We start from the raw sequence: 17,030 nt of genomic DNA, 5'->3' as shown, positions 1-17,030 counted from the left end.
TTGGTCACTCAGTCGTGTGTTGCTGTCGCTACGCTTTCGCACAGATAAATTGCCACAGGACGTGGCGTTCTTAGACTGAGTTCCTCTATTTCAGCAGGTGTTTGGACACCTACTGATAGAAGTTACAGCCAAGCCCGCGGAAAGCGCCAACTCGGAGTAAAAATCAACTTTTGTTTTTTTGATACACATTATTTTTTGTTTATTCTTTTTTAAATAAGCTAAAATAGCAACCGTCCTTTTATAAATTTATAGCGCCTTGGAAGCTTGATGAATTAATGCAGCTACCATTTTATCCATTTGCGCAAAACGATCGTCTTTTGTTTGGCCATTGACGTATCGATAATAGATTTGCTGACAAATTACAGCTAATTTAAAATAGGCAAATGTAATATAATAATCGATCGCTGAAACATCACGTCCGCTTTTCTCTGCATATCGGTTAATGAATTCCTGACGTGTATAAAACCCTGGTAAAGTCGTGATTGGTGGTTCTCCAAATGCGTATAGCAGCATTTTTGGGTCATCTGCATGCATCCAGTAGCTCATGGCCACACCTAAATCTGCTAATGGATCCCCTACAGTTGTCATCTCCAAATCAAAAAGACCAATCATTTCAGAGTAATCGCTGGAAAACATGGCGTTATTAAGCTTGTAATCATAATGGATGATCGTTGCTTCGCCAATAGAAGGCACATGGTCTTTTAACCACGTAGTCAACATTGCTACTTCAGCATGCTCTGCCGTTTTCGCTTTGTCATAGCGCTCTATCCATCCAAGTACTTGTCGTTCCATAAATCCTTCTGGCTTCACCATATCCTTTAGTTGCGTTTCCTTATATGGGATTGCATGAAGGGCTACAAGTGAATCAACCATCTTTTCCGAAATGAGACGTCCTAATTCCTCCGTATTTTCAGTGCCCGATGGGAAATGAGTGTCAAGTACAATACCCTTTTTACGTTCCATTAGGAAGAAATCACTGCCGATAATATCTCGATCTTCAACGTACACATACGGTTTAGGTATTGCAGATAAAAATGGATGTAATGCAGATATAATCGTAAACTCACGTTTCATGTCATGCGCTTTTTTGGCGACTGGTCCATGTGGAGGTCGACGCAGAACCACTTCAAATTCGCCTACTTTTAGGCAATAAGTCAAATTTGAATGTCCAGCACTAAACTGTGAAATTTCTAGCTTTCCCTCTGGTATTTCCGGAAATTGACTCTTTAAAAATGAATGTAATTTCACTTCATCAATTCGTTCACTTGCCCTTACTTGTATCGTATCCATTGTACCCCTCCCTTAAATGATAGAGCTCATACCGCCATCTACAACTATGACATCCCCCGTAATATAATCTGAGGCAGCCGCGGCTAAAAATAATGCAACGCCTTTTAGGTCATTTTCTGTTCCTAAACGTTTTAACGGCGTCGCGCCCATTAAATAATCTTGTCCGCGCTCAATTAAGACTTTTGACATTTTTGTTGGGAAAAATCCTGGAGCAATCGCATTCACATTGACGCCATATGGCCCCCATTTTACGGCCAAATCTTTTGTTAGCGTAATGACTGCACCTTTACTTGCGTTATAGCCAATTGTATCCATGAATTCAGGTAATGTACCACCAAGCCCTGCAACCGAAGCGATATTGATAATTTTTCCGCTCTTTTGTTCTAGCATTATTTTACCAACAGCTTGCGTCATTAAAAATGTACCATTGACGTTAACATCGAAGACTTTTTGCCAAGCCTCATATGGCATTTCAACTGCAGGAGTACCCCAAGAAGCCCCACTGTTATTGACTAAAATATCAATTTGCCCGAATGTTTCAAGCGTTTTTGACACTACATTCGCGATATCCTCTGGCTTTGTCACATCACAAGCAAGAGCTAATGTTTGTACACCTAAATTAGCTAATTCTGCCGCTACCTCTTCGCATGCCTCAACCTTTCTTGAACAAAGTACAACGTTGGCACCTGCTTCGGCAAAGCCTTGTGCGATTTGAGCGCCAAGACCGCGTCCTCCCCCTGTTACGATAGCCGTTTTCCCCTTTAAGCTAAATAAATCTAGTACCGTCATTTCACCAGCTCCTCATGTTTTTTGGCATGCTTCTTTAGCTCCAGCTTGGCAACTGTGTTTCGATGCACTTCATCTGGTCCATCCGCTAATCGTAATGTACGGGAGTTTGCCCACTGTGCTGCAAGCGTCGTATCAGGTCCTACCCCAGCAGCACCGAATGCTTGAATCGCTCGGTCAATCACTCTTAATGCCATATTCGGCGCCACTACTTTAATCATGGCAATTTCTGCTTTCGCCTCTTTATTCCCTACTGTGTCCATCATATATGCTGCCTTTAACGTTAAGAGCCTTGCCTGCTCAATATCAATACGGGACTCCGCAATACGCTCACGCATCACACCTTGGTCCGCGAGTGCTCGATGGAAAGCGCGTCGCTCACTTACACGCACACACATTTCCTCTAATGCACGTTCAGCGGCTCCAATCAGACGCATACAGTGATGGATACGCCCCGGGCCTAAGCGACCTTGTGCAATCGCAAAGCCTTTGCCTTCTCCCCACAATATATTTTCAACAGGTACTCGAACGTTCGTAAACGTCACCTCTCCGTGTCCTTCTGGTGCGTGATCATAGCCAAATGCAGTAAGCATACGCTCAATTTTTACTCCAGGAGTATCCATCGGCACTAAAATCATCGACTGTTGCTCATGAATAGGTGCTGTAGTATCTTTATGTTTCCCCATAAAAATAGCAATTTTACAGCGAGGATCTCCAGCTCCTGTTGTCCACCACTTATGTCCATTTAAAATATAATAATCACCATCACGTTCAATACTCGCCTCGATATTTGTTGCATCACTAGACGCGACTGCAGGCTCAGTCATCGCAAAGCAGGAACGTATTTCTCCACGTAATAACGGCTCTAGCCATTTTTTTTTCTGCTGTTCTGAGCCGTATCGCACAAGCACTTCCATATTTCCTGTATCTGGCGCATTGCAATTAAACACTTCAGGAGCAAGTAAAGAGCGTCCCATTATTTCACATAAAGGTGCATATTCTATATTCGTCAAACCTGCACCATATTCACTATCTGGTAAAAATAAATTCCATAAGCCCGCTTCTTTTGCCTTGTGCTTTAATTCCTCCATAATTGGTGGAATCGCTCCCCAACGATCCTCCTTTGCCTCTACCTGTGCAGCATACACTTTCTCGTTAGGATAAATGTATTCCTCCATAAAATTTGTCAGCTTCTCCTGCAGTTCTACTACTTTTTCGCTATAAGAAAAGTTCATAAAAAAGCCCCCTTTGTTTGAACATCAAAATGATAAATGAATGAATATTCATTTTTATTCTTACATTAAATGTTACCGCTATATTTCCTGTAAATCAATGTCTATTAAACGAAAATTTGAATTATAGGGAAAATTCATACTTAAGACAGTATTTCGATCAGATAGAAAATATCATTACGATAATAAAACTTCAGCCAAAAAACTTTTTTGCCATAATATGTAACTTCCAATCAGAATAGCTTCTTTTGATTTAAAATTTTATGACTTGATATATTCATAGTCACCTGTTTTTCTTCTTTACCTCATCATCCATAGCATGGGGCTGATTTCCGTTCTGACTGGGCTTTTCCCTAGGGGCATCAGATGAGCCACTTCTTACGAAAAGTAGGTTAAAAAAGAGCAACTTCTCATTCAAGGAAGTTACTCTTCTCAATTAATCAATTTTTAACATTCTAAAGCGTTTTGCCTATATTTATAATATCAGTAAGCAAATGACGAATAGCCAAAGGTAAATGACGATTTTTTAAAGACACTACATACACATTTCGTCGTAAATTAGGACAATCTATTTCTTTTTGGACAATCGTTTTAGCTGTTGGACCTTTTAAATAATTTTCCGGTAAAATGGTAATCCCTAAATTTTCACGAACAAGAGACACCGCCGTCTCAAAACGTTCAATTTCAAATTGAATATTAATGTTTTTGTCAGCTCTTTCGAATGCATCTAAAATGTCTTGTCTCGTTTGAAAGCCCTCTGTACTAATAATAAATGGCTCCTCACTTAAATCGGCGATCGTCAACTTCTCCTTCTCCGCTAATGGGTGATTTAATGGTAAAACGGCTACAAGTCGCTCTTCATATAAACAGGTAACTTCGAGATCCTCATCATCCATGATCTGATTTGTAATAATTAAATGTGTTTTATAGCTTTTGAGCGATTTTTCGACACGCTTACTTCCTAAAATATCTACTAGATGAATCATCATTTGTGGATACTCTTTTTTATACTCTGTAATGACTTTTGGGAGCCAATGCTTAATCGATTCCATAATGCCGATCGTTATTTCGCTTGTGCCACGTACAATGACCTCATCCATTTCTATTTTTAAAACTTCCATGTTTTTCAATATAATTTTTGCTCGTTCATATAAAAGCTCGCCTGCTTCTGTTAATTGCAGATTTCTCGTATTCCTTTCAAGTAACGGTGAACCAACTTCTTGCTCTAATTTTTTAATAGCATTACTTAGAGAAGGCTGAGAAATATGCATTTTTTCAGCAGCCTTCGAGAAATTCATCTGCCCCACAACTGCTATAAAATATTGTAATTGTTTAAAATCCACAACAACATCCTCCTCATTTATAGTTTTAAGCTATATATTAATAATAATTATATATTAGAAATTATAATTATGCGAATATATAATCTACTCATAAACAATATTTTCACTGCAATAATATTGGAAACGGAGTTGACACTGATATGTATACAATGACAGATCAAAAACAATGGAAAGGCCGTATAGATTCAACTACTAATGCAAGTAGTTTTCGTTTACATCAAAAAGTGAAAAGAATTCCCATTAATGATGTAAGCGTTTCAGATAATCAGCATGCCGGAATTGTTGGCTTTATTTGTGATGAAGGTGTACGTCGTAATCAGGGACGTGTAGGCGCAGCAAGTGCTCCTAATGCTCTGCGTGAAGCATTATCTAGCCTACCTTGGACATTTAATGATGAACAGCAAATTATAGATGTTGGTAACGTTCTTTGTCTAAACCATGCTTTAGAAGAAGCACAGCGTGAGCTCGGTGAAATTGTCAAAACATTGCTAAATAAAAAATTACAATGTGTCGTGCTGGGTGGTGGACACGAAACACTATACGGACATTACTTAGGCGTTCGCAAAGCATTATCTAAAGATGCGAAAATCGGGATCGTCAATATCGATGCTCATTTCGACTTACGATCATATGATGAGCAACCATCGTCTGGTACAATGTTCCGTCAGATTTTAGAGCAGGATTCACATGCCGACTACTTTGTTTTAGGCATACAACGTTATGGCAATACAAAAGAGCTATTTGATAAAGCTAATGAGTTGAATGTAAATTATGTGTTAGAAGATAATCTGACGCCAGAAAATATGGCTCAAATCTTGCATGATCTTCAGCAATTTATGGATAATCATGATTATATTCTTTTAACGCTATGTATGGATGTGCTAAACGCTGCATTTGCGCCGGGAGTTAGTGCTCCATCACCGTTTGGACTAGACCCAAAAACTGTACGCACAATACTTCAAAAAGTAACTTCGCACCCAAATACACATTCTTTTGATATTTGTGAGGTAAATCCTTCACTGGATGAGAACGGACACACAGTTAAATTAGGTGCTTATTTTGTTTATGAAGCACTTAATAACTTACTTAGGGGGCAAGGTTAATGATTGAATTCAATCAAATTACAACAGTATTTCTAGCGGTTGCGCTATTCGCATTGGGCAGCTGGCTCATCAATAAAATCGGTTTTTTAAAAAGGTTTTGTATTCCGGCGCCTGTTGTTGGTGGCTTACTATTCGCCACATTAGCAACTATTCTAAAGACAACTGACGTATTAGAAATTTCGCTTGATACGTCATTACAAAGCTTATTTATGATTACTTTCTTCACAACAATTGGTTTAGGGGCAAGCTTTAAACTTGTGAAGCTTGGTGGAAAATTATTAATTTTTTATTGGTTGGCTTGTGGTTTCCTAGCTTTAATGCAAAATATTATTGGTGTATCACTTGCATCACTAATGGGGATTCATCCGTTAATCGGTATGATGGCTGGCGCTGTTTCTATGGAAGGCGGTCATGGTGCAGCTGCAGCATTTGGACAAACATTAGAAGACTTAGGTATTTCATCAGCCATGACAATCGGTGCGGCGGCAGCTACATGTGGGTTAGTTGCTGGTGGCTTAATCGGTGGTCCTATTGTAAAGTACTTAGTTGGTAAATACAATTTAACGCCAGATGAACAAGAAACTGAAGAAGTTGATTATGAAAATAAAAATGAACAGATTACGTCCGATTCATTCTTTACACAAGTATTATTCATCACGTTCTGTATGGCAGTAGGTACATATGTTGGAACATTATTCTCAGAAGCTACTGGATTCGTACTACCTGGCTATGTTGGTGCAATGTTTGTAGCTGTACTAGTGCGCAATATTATGGATAAAATAAAACCTGAAGCGATTAACATGAAAAGCATTTCTTTAATCGGCGATGTAACATTAGGGATCTTCCTTTCTATGGCGCTAATGAGTGTTAAATTGTGGGAAATTGCTGATTTAGCACTTCCACTATTCATCATTGTTTTCGCACAAGTATTCTTCATTGTCGTATTTAGTATCTTTGTATTATTTAAGATTCTTGGTAAAAATTACGATGCTGCGGTTATGGTTGCCGGTTTTGCCGGACACGGTTTAGGGGCAACGCCAAATGCAATGGCTAATATGTCAGCGGTTGTCCAACGTTTTGGTCCATCGAAAAAAGCATTTCTTGTTGTACCAATTGTAGGAGCATTTTTAATCGACGTATTCGGTATTCCAATTATTATTACGACTATTAATTTATTTAAATAAGGGTATTGTTCATTTTTAATGTTTATTTCTGAAAGAAAATATGGGGGAACCTTTAAACTAAGGTTTCCCCGTTATAAATTTAATTTGTATTGTATTAGTTGGCTGTTCATCCCTAAGTATTCTTCGCTTCCTAATCTACTAATTTCTTTAAATCCTATCTTTTCAAGCATTTTTCGAGAGCGAACATTAGCTTCGTGTGTTTCTGCGTTAAAAGTTGTAATTCCTAATTTCTTTGAGGCAAACTCCATCATACATATGGCAGAATTAAATCCAATCCCTTTTCCCCACAGCCCACTTTCACCAATTGCAATACCTAACTCAGCAGTTTTATCTTTAATACAGGCTAAATCTGCATATCCAACTAATTTCTCGTTAAACTCTATACCCATTCGGATAAAATCTTCAGCTACATTGTTAACACATTTGAGCCACCATCTATATAGTTCTTCGGGATTTCTATTTAACTCCCATCCATTGGCTGAACAAAAAGAGGCATCTTTACTCCATTTTAAGACAATTTCAAAATCATTTATGGCTAAAGGTCTTATCTTTATGCACTGCGAAAGGTTCTTATTAGCATCCATTCCTATTCCTCCAAATCTTTTTATATTGAAATTAGACAAGCGTAAGCTATCATAAGTATCGGTTATTTCAAATTCAAAAAATAAGATGATAACGAGAATGAAGCCATTTTTCATTGTTTTAGAGTCAATCCTATTATCGACCTTAGTTTTCGCACCTCGACCCATACAAGCGACTTTGGAGACGGTTGCTTTTTTTTCAGTCTCCCCGCTTCCCTTTTCAGGTATATGAAATAGATCACATCAACTTCATAAAATGAGAGGCCGTGCAATTGTCTTTATAAGACAGTTGCACGGCCTACTTTTATTGGCATCTTGCTTATTGTAATATTTCACTAACAGTTACAAATTCATAGCCTTGCTTTTGCAAGTAAAGAATTACATTTTCCAAACCATTTGCAGTCGTTTGATGAATATCATGCATTAAAATAATGCTACCATCTTTCACTGACGCTTTCACAGACGCTAATATTTTTTCAGCATTGTGATGCTTCCAATCTAATGTATCGATTGACCATAGAATAGAAGGCATTGTAATGACAGAACGAACTTTATCATTCGTTGCACCATATGGTGGACGGAAAACCGTTGGATATTGACCGATTGTTGCATAAATAGTATTGCTAGTTCGATCAACCTCTTGTTTAACATTGGCTGTCGATAAGCCTGTTAACTTCGAATGGTTCCATGTATGATTGCCTATTTCATGTCCAGCCTCATAAACTTTCTTTACGATTGCTGAATTTTTAGAGGCATTTGGTCCAACCATAAAAAATGTTGCCTTTGCATCATATCTCTTTAAAGTCTCTAAAATTTGTGGGGTAACTTTTGCATCTGGCCCATCATCGAATGTTAAAGCCACACGCTTCTTTTCCCCTTTCGCTACTGGTACACCTTTATTGTATATTCCGTTACCAGGTATTTGGAAATTCGCTAACTCTGAAGCTTTCACATAGCCCTTTTGTTCACCTGCTTCTACATAGGCCCAGCCAACTAGCGTTGCATATTGCTGAACGACTGTTTTATTGGCAATCGTACCAAGAACCTCGCCACTTGGGCTAGCAGTTAAACGGAGCACAGCGCCATTAGCAGCATTTACTCGTTTTTTTGTTGCCACAGGTGTCTTTAAAGAATTTGTTGCAACATAGCCTGTTTGATGACCGTATTGGACAAATGACCAACCTTCAGGTGCTGATCCATATACAAAGATAATACTGCTTTCATTAAGTAGTCCCGCTTTTTGTGCATTTGGACTAGGATATGTAAATAAAGTTGTTCCACCTTTTTGCGTCACTAAATATTTTTCAGATGTAGTGCTTGCTAATGCTGCCGTTTCTACATATCCCTCTAGCTGTTGGACTTTAATTTGAGTCCATTTCTTACTTACAGGTGTAGCTGTTACATAACTACCTTTCGTTATTTGACCTATTTCGGTGCTTTCTACGGAAGGTTCTGCATAAACTGCTGTGTCTTTAGCTACTGATTGAATAAAGGATGTACCTTCTGCATATGCAGATTTATTATCTACAAACACAAAACTAATTATAAATGTCAAAATAATTGCAAAGGATAACAGTTTTTTCATTGTTCTACACCGACCTTTTCATCACAGATGTCTTTTCTCATGTGCTTGTTCTATTAAAGTATAGAATTCGACTCTAATTATAGATTAATAGATTGTGCCTGGAAATAGTAGGAATCAACTAGTTTTTATGATTCAGTTATTTTATGGGTGTAGCACCTCCACTCTTAAATCAAATAATCAATTGTATCCCTAAGCTCGAAAACCGTGTTAGCTATTTGGCAACTTCATTTATCAAAGGCTCCCAAAACGCTTTTCTTCGGATACTTGTGCCGTGCACTTATTAATAAGACGGTTGAAACGATTAAAAAGTTGTTATTTTTTCATATTTTTCCCTACAGCGAATCGTACGCTGTCAGAGCATCTTCAATATGGAGTGGTGGTGTCCAGGCCTGCCCAGCCGCATTAGTCGTCACGAATATATATTGTTTACCATCTTTTTCGATTATAGAGGCTAAGCAAAGACCCGCTTCAGGTGTATAGCCCGTTTTTCCTCCTAATATTGCACCTTCTCCTCCTGGTATTTTCGTTAAAAGTGAGCTTGTTATCGTTAATTCATTAGGTACATGAGTACTATAGCTTTTTGAAGTCATAATTTGATAAAAGGTAGGATTTTCAATAGCATAACGAAACAGCTTGCTAATATCACGTACACTGGAGACATGAGCAGAATCATGTAATCCGCTGGCATTCACAAAATGAGTATCATTCAACCCTAATTCATGCGCTTTATTATTCATTAATGTCACAAATGATTCTTCACTACCTGCAATCGCATTCGCAAGTGTTCCTGTAGCATCTGCCCCAGAGGCAAGCAATGTGCCATATAATAAATCCTCTATCGTTACAAAATCTCCTGCCTTAAAGCCAGCCATAGAAGCATTTTGAGCAGTAAATTTAGAAATCATTTGTGGTTCAACGATTGTTTGCTTCTGCAGATCAGTAGTCATTTCAATGGCAACAATCGCTGTCATAATTTTCGTTAATGATGCAGGATAAATAATATCATCTGCATTTTTTTCGAATAAGACATCTCCTTTTTCATTCAGCAACAACGCATTTTTACTATGCAACGAAGGTAGCTCTATTTCCGCTTGTTCCGTTGAGTTATTTGTATAATAAAAACAGAATGCTGCCGCACATATAATACAAAATACGACAAATTTTTTCATAAAAAAACGCCCCCCACACATTATAATAGGAGGCATTTATGAATATTCCTGTAGGAAATTTATGAAGAAATTCTTAAGATTTGTTAATCAATTTCGCCTTGGCGTAATTGCATCCGGAGGCTTTATCTTCATTCATCTTCACCTTCATAGGTAGGAGTCTTCTGTACCTGTCGCTACGCTTTCGTTAAAAAACATTATGAATGAAGATAAACATCATCAAAATCTGAACATATTCTTGTTATGGTGTTATCCACTAATTTAAAAAATACATCCTGAGATACTTCTAGCTTCAGTGCATCCTCCTTTTTTAAATCCGCATAAATTCCTCGTAAAATACGACCTGTTAGACCATGCGAAATAGCAATCACTTTCGGTATATGTTGAATGTCTTCTAGCCAATCACTCAGTCTGTTCACTACCGAGTCATACGCTTCTCCATTAGGCGCATTAAAATACCAGTTATAAACGTCTGTATTATGAAAAAGATTTGGCCAAGAACTTTCAATTTCTTTCGTTGTTAACCCAGCCCATTGCCCCACAGCAACCTCAGTTAATCGTTCATCTTTTTCAACATTCTTCAAATCATATCCAATTGCTTCACAAATTATTTCAGTGCTTTGCATGGCTCTTCCTAATGGACTCGACACAATTTTCCATTCATCAGGATTTTCAATTAAACTTTTCAGCATGAGAGCGTTTTGTTGTATCTGACGTACACCCAATTCTGTTAATGGAGAATCGAGCTCTCCTTGGTATCGCCCTTGTGTATTAAATTCCGTTTCCCCATGACGGAGTAAGTAAATCGTTTGCTTCATTATTGTTTCCCCCTATAAATTCTCCCTAGTTATTACTAATGTTTTTATATATTTTCATTTCTAATTTTCAATCCCTATTTCCGTTGTTAAAAGCTTCAATCGTACAGGTGTTCCTGGTGAATTATATTTTAATGCATTTGAGAGAATGTTAGATACATCTCGGTATAACCATGTATAGTTGAATGGAAAGATGATTTCACCTTTAGGAATCTCAAATTGAAACATAAATTTTTTCGTTAAAGCCCCTTTCGTTCGTTTTATAGTAATACTTTGAAGATTTATCGAAACAAAATCGCTCTTTATCGAAACTATTTGAGCTTTTATCGAAACAAAACCTCATTTTACCGAAACTTTTTGGGCTTTCATCGAAATTTGTTAAAACAACAGAATAATATAGACAATTCCCAAAAATAAACATAATGGACTGTAAAACCAAGTATCGTATCTAGCAAACTGTGAGTGCTTTATTTTTTTAAAAAATCCAACATACTTAAATTCACCAATTGCCCTAGTAATGAAAACGAAAGCACAAACAATACTTCCGATTATAGATAAACCATTTGCTTGGAACCCCTGCAAATAACCTCCTTGAACAACAATAATGACACTAGCCAGTAGAATAAGAATAGCTACGAATAATGTTCCCCATTTTTTAGGAGTAAAAGCAGGTTTTTGCTCTCCTTCTTTTACAGGGATAGCAGCTGCAGAACCCCAACGACCTCCAAAAGCCCAATAAATATGTAACAAACTGATAAACCACAGAAGCCCTACAGCTACTAATAATAAAATTAATTTCATTTACTCGCCCCCTATGTATTAATTCAACCAAAACATACACAAGCGTATGTTTATAGTAAAGATTTTGTCCCTTCAGGTTTTATAACCTTATGGGAAATTTATTATCGAATAATCAATTATGCCTCTGCATGATGTTTTTTTTGAAAAGGCGAAGCGACAGTCGTGTGTTGTTGCTATCGCTTCGCTTTTGTACAGATAAATTGCCAAAGGACGTGGTGTTCTTAAACTGAATTCCTCTATTTCAGCTGATATTTGGCTAACCGCTGAAAGAAGTTAAAAGCTCAACCATTTTATCAATATCAAAATTTGGATTTTCTTCAAACCTTGTCATCCATCCTACATACGTTAAATAAGCAAGTCTCGCTCTATCAATCGATTCAGCATTGTCTATGCCCTTTTTTTGATACAATTTCGCAACACAAGAAATTCTTTGTTCTTCAATATCCACTAAGCGTTCTGCAACAACAGGATCATATTTTGCCCAAGTATAAATACCAATCTCCATTTTTTTATCTCGATTAAAACTAATTTGTAATAGCTGTTCTAAAGAGGCATCCTGTTGCTCCATACTTTGAACAATGAGCTTTGTTGCATGTACTTCCCAATAGTCGAGCATAGAGTCTAACAGCTCTTGATGGTCACGAAAATAGTGATAAAAGCTCCCTTTACTTATTTTTAGCAATCGAGCAAGTGCTTCGATGCGAACTTTATGTATTCCTTCATCAGCTAATTGTTGTAATCCTGCTTTTATCCAATCTTCCCTCGTTAATTGCATGTTATCTCTCCAGTAAAATACGGTAGCGTATGTTTTTAAGTTAGACTACTACTACTTTCACTTTTTGTCAATTATTCGATTTAAGAACTTTAATGTTATTGTTGATCGTAATCTTTATGGTCATTACCCTCGGTAAAATACAAGCGCAAACTAATATTAAAGCTAAAAGTTTTTTCATCTTTCTCTCCTTTTTTCATTCTATATGGAAAAAGCCAAGTTCAGTCACCTTTCGTTTGCATAACGCTGTTAGGTAATTCTATTGCCAAACCCCCGCATTTATACTATTTTGGTTTCAGCTTGGCGACTCTTCCTTAACAAAGAACCGTTGATATTCACGGAGAGTGATGACTAAGAGTGAATAACACCTTTTTTATTAATCATATTTATTCTTTCGTTCACAGCTGAGGCCAATTTTTATAATCCCTCGCTTGACCTCAAGGACATCTTATCAATTATGCCTCGGCATAATTGCGTCCGGAATCGGCTTTGTGCTTAGGCCTGCGTGATGCAGGTCAGTTAGCCGTTATCGCATGGATGCGATGTTTTTAGGATAACATCCTATATTGAACTCCTTTCCGATTCTCCGTGACATCCGCCGGAGGCTTTAACTTCTTTCAGCGGGCGTTTGGACACCCGCTGAAAGAAGTTAGAATGTATTATCAAATAGACTTTCTGCTATACCAAGTAAAATATCTTCCTCTGTAAATTCCATTAATGCTTCTCTCGTAATGTCTTTCTGTTGAATTAGACGGTTTGACTGAATAGTCACGAGGTTTTCAAATAAGTTTCGTATATAACGACCGTTCGAAAAGTTTGGAATGGATTCGACTGGAATTTGATGCAATTGCTCCTTCATATGATATGCAAATACGTCCCCATACGAGTAATCATTATTTTTACATAGCATGGCAAAAATATCATAAAGCTCATCTGTGCTAAAATTATCAAACTGCACAAAATGATTGAAGCGCGATTTAAAACCTGGATTGGCAAGCAAAAATTCTTCCATAAGCTCTGTATAACCAGCAACGATCACAACTAAATCATCGCGTAAATCCTCCATCACTTTTAATAGGCTATCAATCGCTTCTTTACCAAAAGCGTCCTGTTTATCATTGATTAGTGAATAGGCTTCATCTATAAAAAGCACGCCACCCTTTGCTTTATTCACAACTTCCTGAACCTTCAAAGCCGTCTGACCAACATAGCCTGCTACTAAGCCAGCACGATCCGTTTCCACAAAATGCCCGCTTGAGAGTACACCAAGATGCTTGTATATTTGGCCTATGATACGCGCCACTGTTGTTTTTCCTGTTCCTGGATTTCCGGAGAACACAAGATGATATGTGATTGGGAAGCTTGTTAAGCCATGGTCGACACGCAAGCTTTGAATTTTTATGAAATTGATTAGATTATGTAACTCCTTCTTGGCATTTGGAAGTCCTATAAGTCCATCAAGCTGCTTCTGTAACTTTTCGATCTCCCGCTCTATTTCTAGTGTTATTCGTAAACGTTCCCCGTTAATAAATTCCCCACTATAAATAATTTTTCCTTCGTCATTAAAATAATCTCCTCGGCCGTGCTTTTCTCCGTTTACAAGTTCCCCAATATAGGCAGCCTGTCCATTAGCATAATAAAGAGTACCCTGTCCTGTCATCGCATCCTCTTTAAATTGCCCCTCCGATTCAAGTACACCTTGTCTGGAATAGTTCTTACCTTTTCCATGCTTCATATCCTCAAAGAAATAGCCATCGTACTGAAGGGATGTTACACCATTTGCAAGCTCCTTAGCATTTGGCGATTCTGGTGCATAATACAGCTTTCCTGCCCCTTGCATATGATTCCATATGAAATCACCTTCATATTGTAAAAAACCACTTGGATAGAACTGTTTTCCCTTGCCTTTCTTCATGCCATGGACAAAATCACCTTCATATTGTGGCTGATTTAAATGCGGATACTGTGCACGAAGCTCTTTAAATGGGGCAATAACATCTTCCTCATAATACAAAACCCCATAACCTTCCATTAAATCATTACGAAAATGCCCCTCGTAATATACCTGACCGTCCTTATATAAAATACCATTACCTTGTTTTTTATTTTGAATAAATTCGCCCTGATATATTATTTGGCCCTTTAAATACATGATGCCGTTACCTTGCTTCATATGATTGACGAATTCTCCCTCGAATAAAATCTCGCCTTCTTGGTCAAATAGCGTACCCTTTCCATCATAAATGTCATGACCAAAGTCGTTTTTCTTCACACCGCCGCAATACATTAATGTACCATCTGGATACAACATCTCTTTTTCTTCATAATTATGTGTCATTTGATTGCCATCCTTTATCCATTCAGTATATGCTCAATTATAGCGTGGAAAAGAATACATATGTGCGAATTTTTAGAATCCAAGGAGTTTAACATGAAAAAACGATATAAACTATTAATCGGCATCCTATTACCTCTTCTCATTTTATTTGCTTCAACCATATTTTTAACTCGCGATTCAATTTTTAATAAGGAGGTAATTGAACGATTTGATATTGAACAAATTAATGAAATTGAATTGATCCGTTCCTCTGATAACAAAACAATCACTATTACAGATGTAGCTACAATCAATCAAATAATGCAGCAATTTGAAGATCAACCGCTTCGAAAAGTCTATTTTTCCAATTCAGATTATGACGAGGCTTATTGGTTAACAGTACGTAATAAGGATAAACGAGAAATTGGTATACGATTAGATGACTCAAAGCATTTATTCGTTTATTTGTATGAGGAAAACTATATGAAAGATTACAAGCTTTTAGATCATTTTAATATGGCGTTTTTTGAGGATCTTTTTTAGTAAATAGTCATTCTTAAACGGTAAAAATCCGCTTCGATTAAATTCTAAGCGGATTTTTCACCTTTTATTTGCGGATAGTTTTTGTCTTTTATATATAGCTATAATTTTGCTGCATCAATTGAATCGTTTCAATGATCTCTTCTCTAAGCTCAATTGGCTCTAGCACTTCAATGTTTGCCCCTTGGCTTAGCAGCCACATTTTAATACCATGTCCAAAAACTTCTGCTTCAAATAAATATTGCTCATCATTTTTGGATACTATATTCGCTGTTGGTAAGCGATCTAAAACCGCTTGCGGGGAAGTTCCTTTAAAGATAAATTTCATACGCAACAGCTCGCCAGCATGCATAAACTGAATACGCTTACGAAACTCTCCTTCTTGAAAACGTTCGTTATAGGGTATTTGAAATTTTTGTTCGAGCTCTTGAAAATGTTGTATACGGTCGACTCTATAGACAATGGGCAAATCCTTTTCGACCTTATTATCATAAGTAATTAAATAAAAATAGTATTCTGAGAAAATGACGGCAAGTGGTTTTAAAATCTTTTCTGTCGGAATTGCTTCACCTTCACGTAAATAATCAATTTTAATGATTTTCTTTTTTTGTATCGCCTCTGACAGAGCCCAAATTAAATGCAATAAAGACTTTTTATGATGTAAATCTACATATAAATGCTTTTCATTTAAAATAATATTGCGAATAAACTCCTGCTTATCGGCTGCAACAATCGAAATAAGTTTATCTATAATATCGCTCATTTCTGATTTTAGCAGTGCTCTTGATTCGATTAGAATTTTAACAATTGCTAAAACTTGCTCCTTCGATAAAATACTTTCCCCTGTATTTGTCAGCCTGTACACATTTTCTGTCCGAACATATTCTAAATGGCAATCCAATTTAGCTTTTTCCAGATACGCTCGAATTTCATTCAAATCCCGTTGTACGGTTTTTTCACCAACATTATGTGTAAATGCTTCTTGTTTTTTGTTAATTCCCTGACCATCTATCAGTCTGTCGAACATCGAAATGACACGATAGCCTTTATTTTGTTGTGAATCCACCATATATCCCACTTTCTCTTCATAGTTACTTCTCTATTATACAAAATAAGATGGACACTACTAGTCCTTTTAACTATAAATTTTCTACAATATTGGTATAATTGATATATACTAATTAACAACAAAAACCATTAAACAGACTAAACATACTATACTTTTGTTATAATTAACTTTATTTTTACCAATGAATTCCGGCTCGGTCGAAAAAAAAGAGCTTCAACCTTATCGATTGAAGCCCTTCACTATTATGTCTATGTAATTAATGGGCGGCTCTTCAGCAAAGCGAGAGGTTGATTTCCGTTCCGACTGGGCGCTTTCCTGGGGGCGTCCGATGAGCCGCTTCACTCGCTTTGCTCGCTCCAGGGTCTCGGGCCAACACGATGTTGGTCACGAAGGCGTTATCACAGGATGTGATGCTTTTAGCCTTCGTTCCTCTATTGCTGATCCCC

Annotated in this window: 16 protein-coding genes; 3 read left to right on the top strand and 13 right to left on the bottom strand. The window is 37.3% G+C overall.

Annotation, left to right across the window (positions count from 1 at the left end):
• Nucleotides 1-246: 246 nt before the first annotated feature.
• The 4 genes from ACQKN2_RS23565 to ACQKN2_RS23550 all read right to left on the bottom strand — a co-directional run bounded on the left by ACQKN2_RS23565 (nt 247) and on the right by ACQKN2_RS23550 (nt 4,651).
• A complete protein-coding gene (locus ACQKN2_RS23565) occupies nt 247-1,290 on the bottom strand; it encodes a phosphotransferase family protein (protein ID WP_427417093.1) in 1,044 nt (347 codons plus the stop codon).
• A 12-nt stretch (nt 1,291-1,302) separates the two neighbouring features.
• Complete coding sequence (locus ACQKN2_RS23560; RefSeq protein WP_427417092.1) at nt 1,303-2,079, bottom strand: SDR family oxidoreductase; 777 nt, start codon at nt 2,077-2,079, stop codon at nt 1,303-1,305.
• The gene (locus ACQKN2_RS23555; protein ID WP_427417091.1) at nt 2,076-3,311 is read right to left on the bottom strand and encodes an acyl-CoA dehydrogenase family protein; all 1,236 of its coding nucleotides are present in this window, start codon (nt 3,309-3,311) and stop codon (nt 2,076-2,078) included. Before ACQKN2_RS23555 ends, ACQKN2_RS23560 begins: the two co-directional genes overlap by 4 nt.
• A gap of 452 nt (nt 3,312-3,763) precedes the next feature.
• The gene (locus ACQKN2_RS23550) at nt 3,764-4,651 is read right to left on the bottom strand and encodes a LysR family transcriptional regulator (protein WP_427417090.1); all 888 of its coding nucleotides are present in this window, start codon (nt 4,649-4,651) and stop codon (nt 3,764-3,766) included.
• Between the two features lie 140 nt (nt 4,652-4,791).
• Here ACQKN2_RS23550 and hutG point away from each other — a divergent pair, with 140 nt between their 5' ends.
• Entirely contained in the window at nt 4,792-5,754 is a 963-nt protein-coding gene (gene hutG / locus ACQKN2_RS23545) for a formimidoylglutamase (RefSeq protein WP_427417089.1), read from the top strand.
• Nucleotides 5,754-6,938 carry a sodium/glutamate symporter gene (gene gltS / locus ACQKN2_RS23540; RefSeq protein ID WP_427417088.1) on the top strand — a complete coding sequence of 395 codons (1,185 nt, stop codon included), beginning with the start codon at nt 5,754-5,756 and terminating at the stop codon, nt 6,936-6,938. Before hutG ends, gltS begins: the two co-directional genes overlap by 1 nt.
• A gap of 71 nt (nt 6,939-7,009) precedes the next feature.
• Here the strand turns inward: gltS and ACQKN2_RS23535 are convergent, their stop codons facing one another.
• The 8 genes from ACQKN2_RS23535 to ACQKN2_RS23500 form a co-directional block, all read right to left on the bottom strand.
• Entirely contained in the window at nt 7,010-7,522 is a 513-nt protein-coding gene (locus ACQKN2_RS23535) for a GNAT family N-acetyltransferase (protein WP_427417087.1), read from the bottom strand.
• 316 nt (nt 7,523-7,838) lie between these two features.
• Nucleotides 7,839-9,104 carry a polysaccharide deacetylase family protein gene (locus tag ACQKN2_RS23530; protein ID WP_427417086.1) on the bottom strand — a complete coding sequence of 422 codons (1,266 nt, stop codon included), beginning with the start codon at nt 9,102-9,104 and terminating at the stop codon, nt 7,839-7,841.
• 332 nt (nt 9,105-9,436) lie between these two features.
• Nucleotides 9,437-10,273, bottom strand: a complete 837-nt coding sequence (locus ACQKN2_RS23525; protein ID WP_427417085.1) for a D-alanyl-D-alanine carboxypeptidase family protein — start codon at nt 10,271-10,273, stop codon at nt 9,437-9,439.
• Between the two features lie 194 nt (nt 10,274-10,467).
• Nucleotides 10,468-11,088, bottom strand: coding sequence for a histidine phosphatase family protein (locus tag ACQKN2_RS23520; RefSeq protein ID WP_427417084.1), 621 nt, complete (start codon nt 11,086-11,088; stop codon nt 10,468-10,470).
• 60 nt (nt 11,089-11,148) lie between these two features.
• Entirely contained in the window at nt 11,149-11,313 is a 165-nt protein-coding gene (locus ACQKN2_RS23515; protein ID WP_427417083.1) for a hypothetical protein, read from the bottom strand.
• 150 nt (nt 11,314-11,463) lie between these two features.
• On the bottom strand, nt 11,464-11,886 hold the full coding sequence (locus ACQKN2_RS23510; RefSeq protein ID WP_427417082.1) for a DUF3995 domain-containing protein: 423 nt from the start codon (nt 11,884-11,886) through the stop codon (nt 11,464-11,466).
• Between the two features lie 256 nt (nt 11,887-12,142).
• Nucleotides 12,143-12,661, bottom strand: a complete 519-nt coding sequence (locus tag ACQKN2_RS23505) for a TetR/AcrR family transcriptional regulator (protein WP_427417081.1) — start codon at nt 12,659-12,661, stop codon at nt 12,143-12,145.
• Nucleotides 12,662-13,307: 646 nt separating this feature from the next.
• The gene (locus tag ACQKN2_RS23500) at nt 13,308-14,996 is read right to left on the bottom strand and encodes an AAA family ATPase (protein WP_427417080.1); all 1,689 of its coding nucleotides are present in this window, start codon (nt 14,994-14,996) and stop codon (nt 13,308-13,310) included.
• 93 nt (nt 14,997-15,089) lie between these two features.
• Here ACQKN2_RS23500 and ACQKN2_RS23495 point away from each other — a divergent pair, with 93 nt between their 5' ends.
• On the top strand, nt 15,090-15,518 hold the full coding sequence (locus ACQKN2_RS23495) for a hypothetical protein (RefSeq protein ID WP_427417079.1): 429 nt from the start codon (nt 15,090-15,092) through the stop codon (nt 15,516-15,518).
• A gap of 88 nt (nt 15,519-15,606) precedes the next feature.
• Here the strand turns inward: ACQKN2_RS23495 and ACQKN2_RS23490 are convergent, their stop codons facing one another.
• On the bottom strand, nt 15,607-16,584 hold the full coding sequence (locus ACQKN2_RS23490) for a helix-turn-helix transcriptional regulator (RefSeq protein WP_427417078.1): 978 nt from the start codon (nt 16,582-16,584) through the stop codon (nt 15,607-15,609).
• Between the last annotated feature and the right edge of the window lie 446 nt (nt 16,585-17,030).

Origin of the sequence: Lysinibacillus sp. NPDC093688, from assembly GCF_050280145.1 — a bacterium.
GTDB classification, from domain to species: domain Bacteria; phylum Bacillota; class Bacilli; order Bacillales_A; family Planococcaceae; genus Lysinibacillus; species Lysinibacillus xylanilyticus_B.
The sequence above is the reverse complement of the archived record's forward strand: the minus strand, read 5'-3'. Positions and strand labels throughout refer to the sequence as shown.

What these genes read in the sequence shown, in the direction of transcription:
- ACQKN2_RS23565 (WP_427417093.1), bottom strand. Translation starts at nt 1,290, where the DNA reads ATGGATACGATACAAGTAAGGGCAAGTGAACGAATTGATGAAGTGAAA.
- ACQKN2_RS23560 (WP_427417092.1), bottom strand. Translation starts at nt 2,079, where the DNA reads ATGACGGTACTAGATTTATTTAGCTTAAAGGGGAAAACGGCTATCGTA.
- ACQKN2_RS23555 (WP_427417091.1), bottom strand. Translation starts at nt 3,311, where the DNA reads ATGAACTTTTCTTATAGCGAAAAAGTAGTAGAACTGCAGGAGAAGCTG.
- hutG (WP_427417089.1), top strand. Translation starts at nt 4,792, where the DNA reads ATGTATACAATGACAGATCAAAAACAATGGAAAGGCCGTATAGATTCA.
- gltS (WP_427417088.1), top strand. Translation starts at nt 5,754, where the DNA reads ATGATTGAATTCAATCAAATTACAACAGTATTTCTAGCGGTTGCGCTA.
- ACQKN2_RS23535 (WP_427417087.1), bottom strand. Translation starts at nt 7,522, where the DNA reads ATGGATGCTAATAAGAACCTTTCGCAGTGCATAAAGATAAGACCTTTA.
- ACQKN2_RS23530 (WP_427417086.1), bottom strand. Translation starts at nt 9,104, where the DNA reads ATGAAAAAACTGTTATCCTTTGCAATTATTTTGACATTTATAATTAGT.
- ACQKN2_RS23525 (WP_427417085.1), bottom strand. Translation starts at nt 10,273, where the DNA reads ATGAAAAAATTTGTCGTATTTTGTATTATATGTGCGGCAGCATTCTGT.
- ACQKN2_RS23520 (WP_427417084.1), bottom strand. Translation starts at nt 11,088, where the DNA reads ATGAAGCAAACGATTTACTTACTCCGTCATGGGGAAACGGAATTTAAT.
- ACQKN2_RS23515 (WP_427417083.1), bottom strand. Translation starts at nt 11,313, where the DNA reads ATGTTTCAATTTGAGATTCCTAAAGGTGAAATCATCTTTCCATTCAAC.
- ACQKN2_RS23510 (WP_427417082.1), bottom strand. Translation starts at nt 11,886, where the DNA reads ATGAAATTAATTTTATTATTAGTAGCTGTAGGGCTTCTGTGGTTTATC.
- ACQKN2_RS23505 (WP_427417081.1), bottom strand. Translation starts at nt 12,661, where the DNA reads ATGCAATTAACGAGGGAAGATTGGATAAAAGCAGGATTACAACAATTA.
- ACQKN2_RS23500 (WP_427417080.1), bottom strand. Translation starts at nt 14,996, where the DNA reads ATGACACATAATTATGAAGAAAAAGAGATGTTGTATCCAGATGGTACA.
- ACQKN2_RS23495 (WP_427417079.1), top strand. Translation starts at nt 15,090, where the DNA reads ATGAAAAAACGATATAAACTATTAATCGGCATCCTATTACCTCTTCTC.
- ACQKN2_RS23490 (WP_427417078.1), bottom strand. Translation starts at nt 16,584, where the DNA reads ATGGTGGATTCACAACAAAATAAAGGCTATCGTGTCATTTCGATGTTC.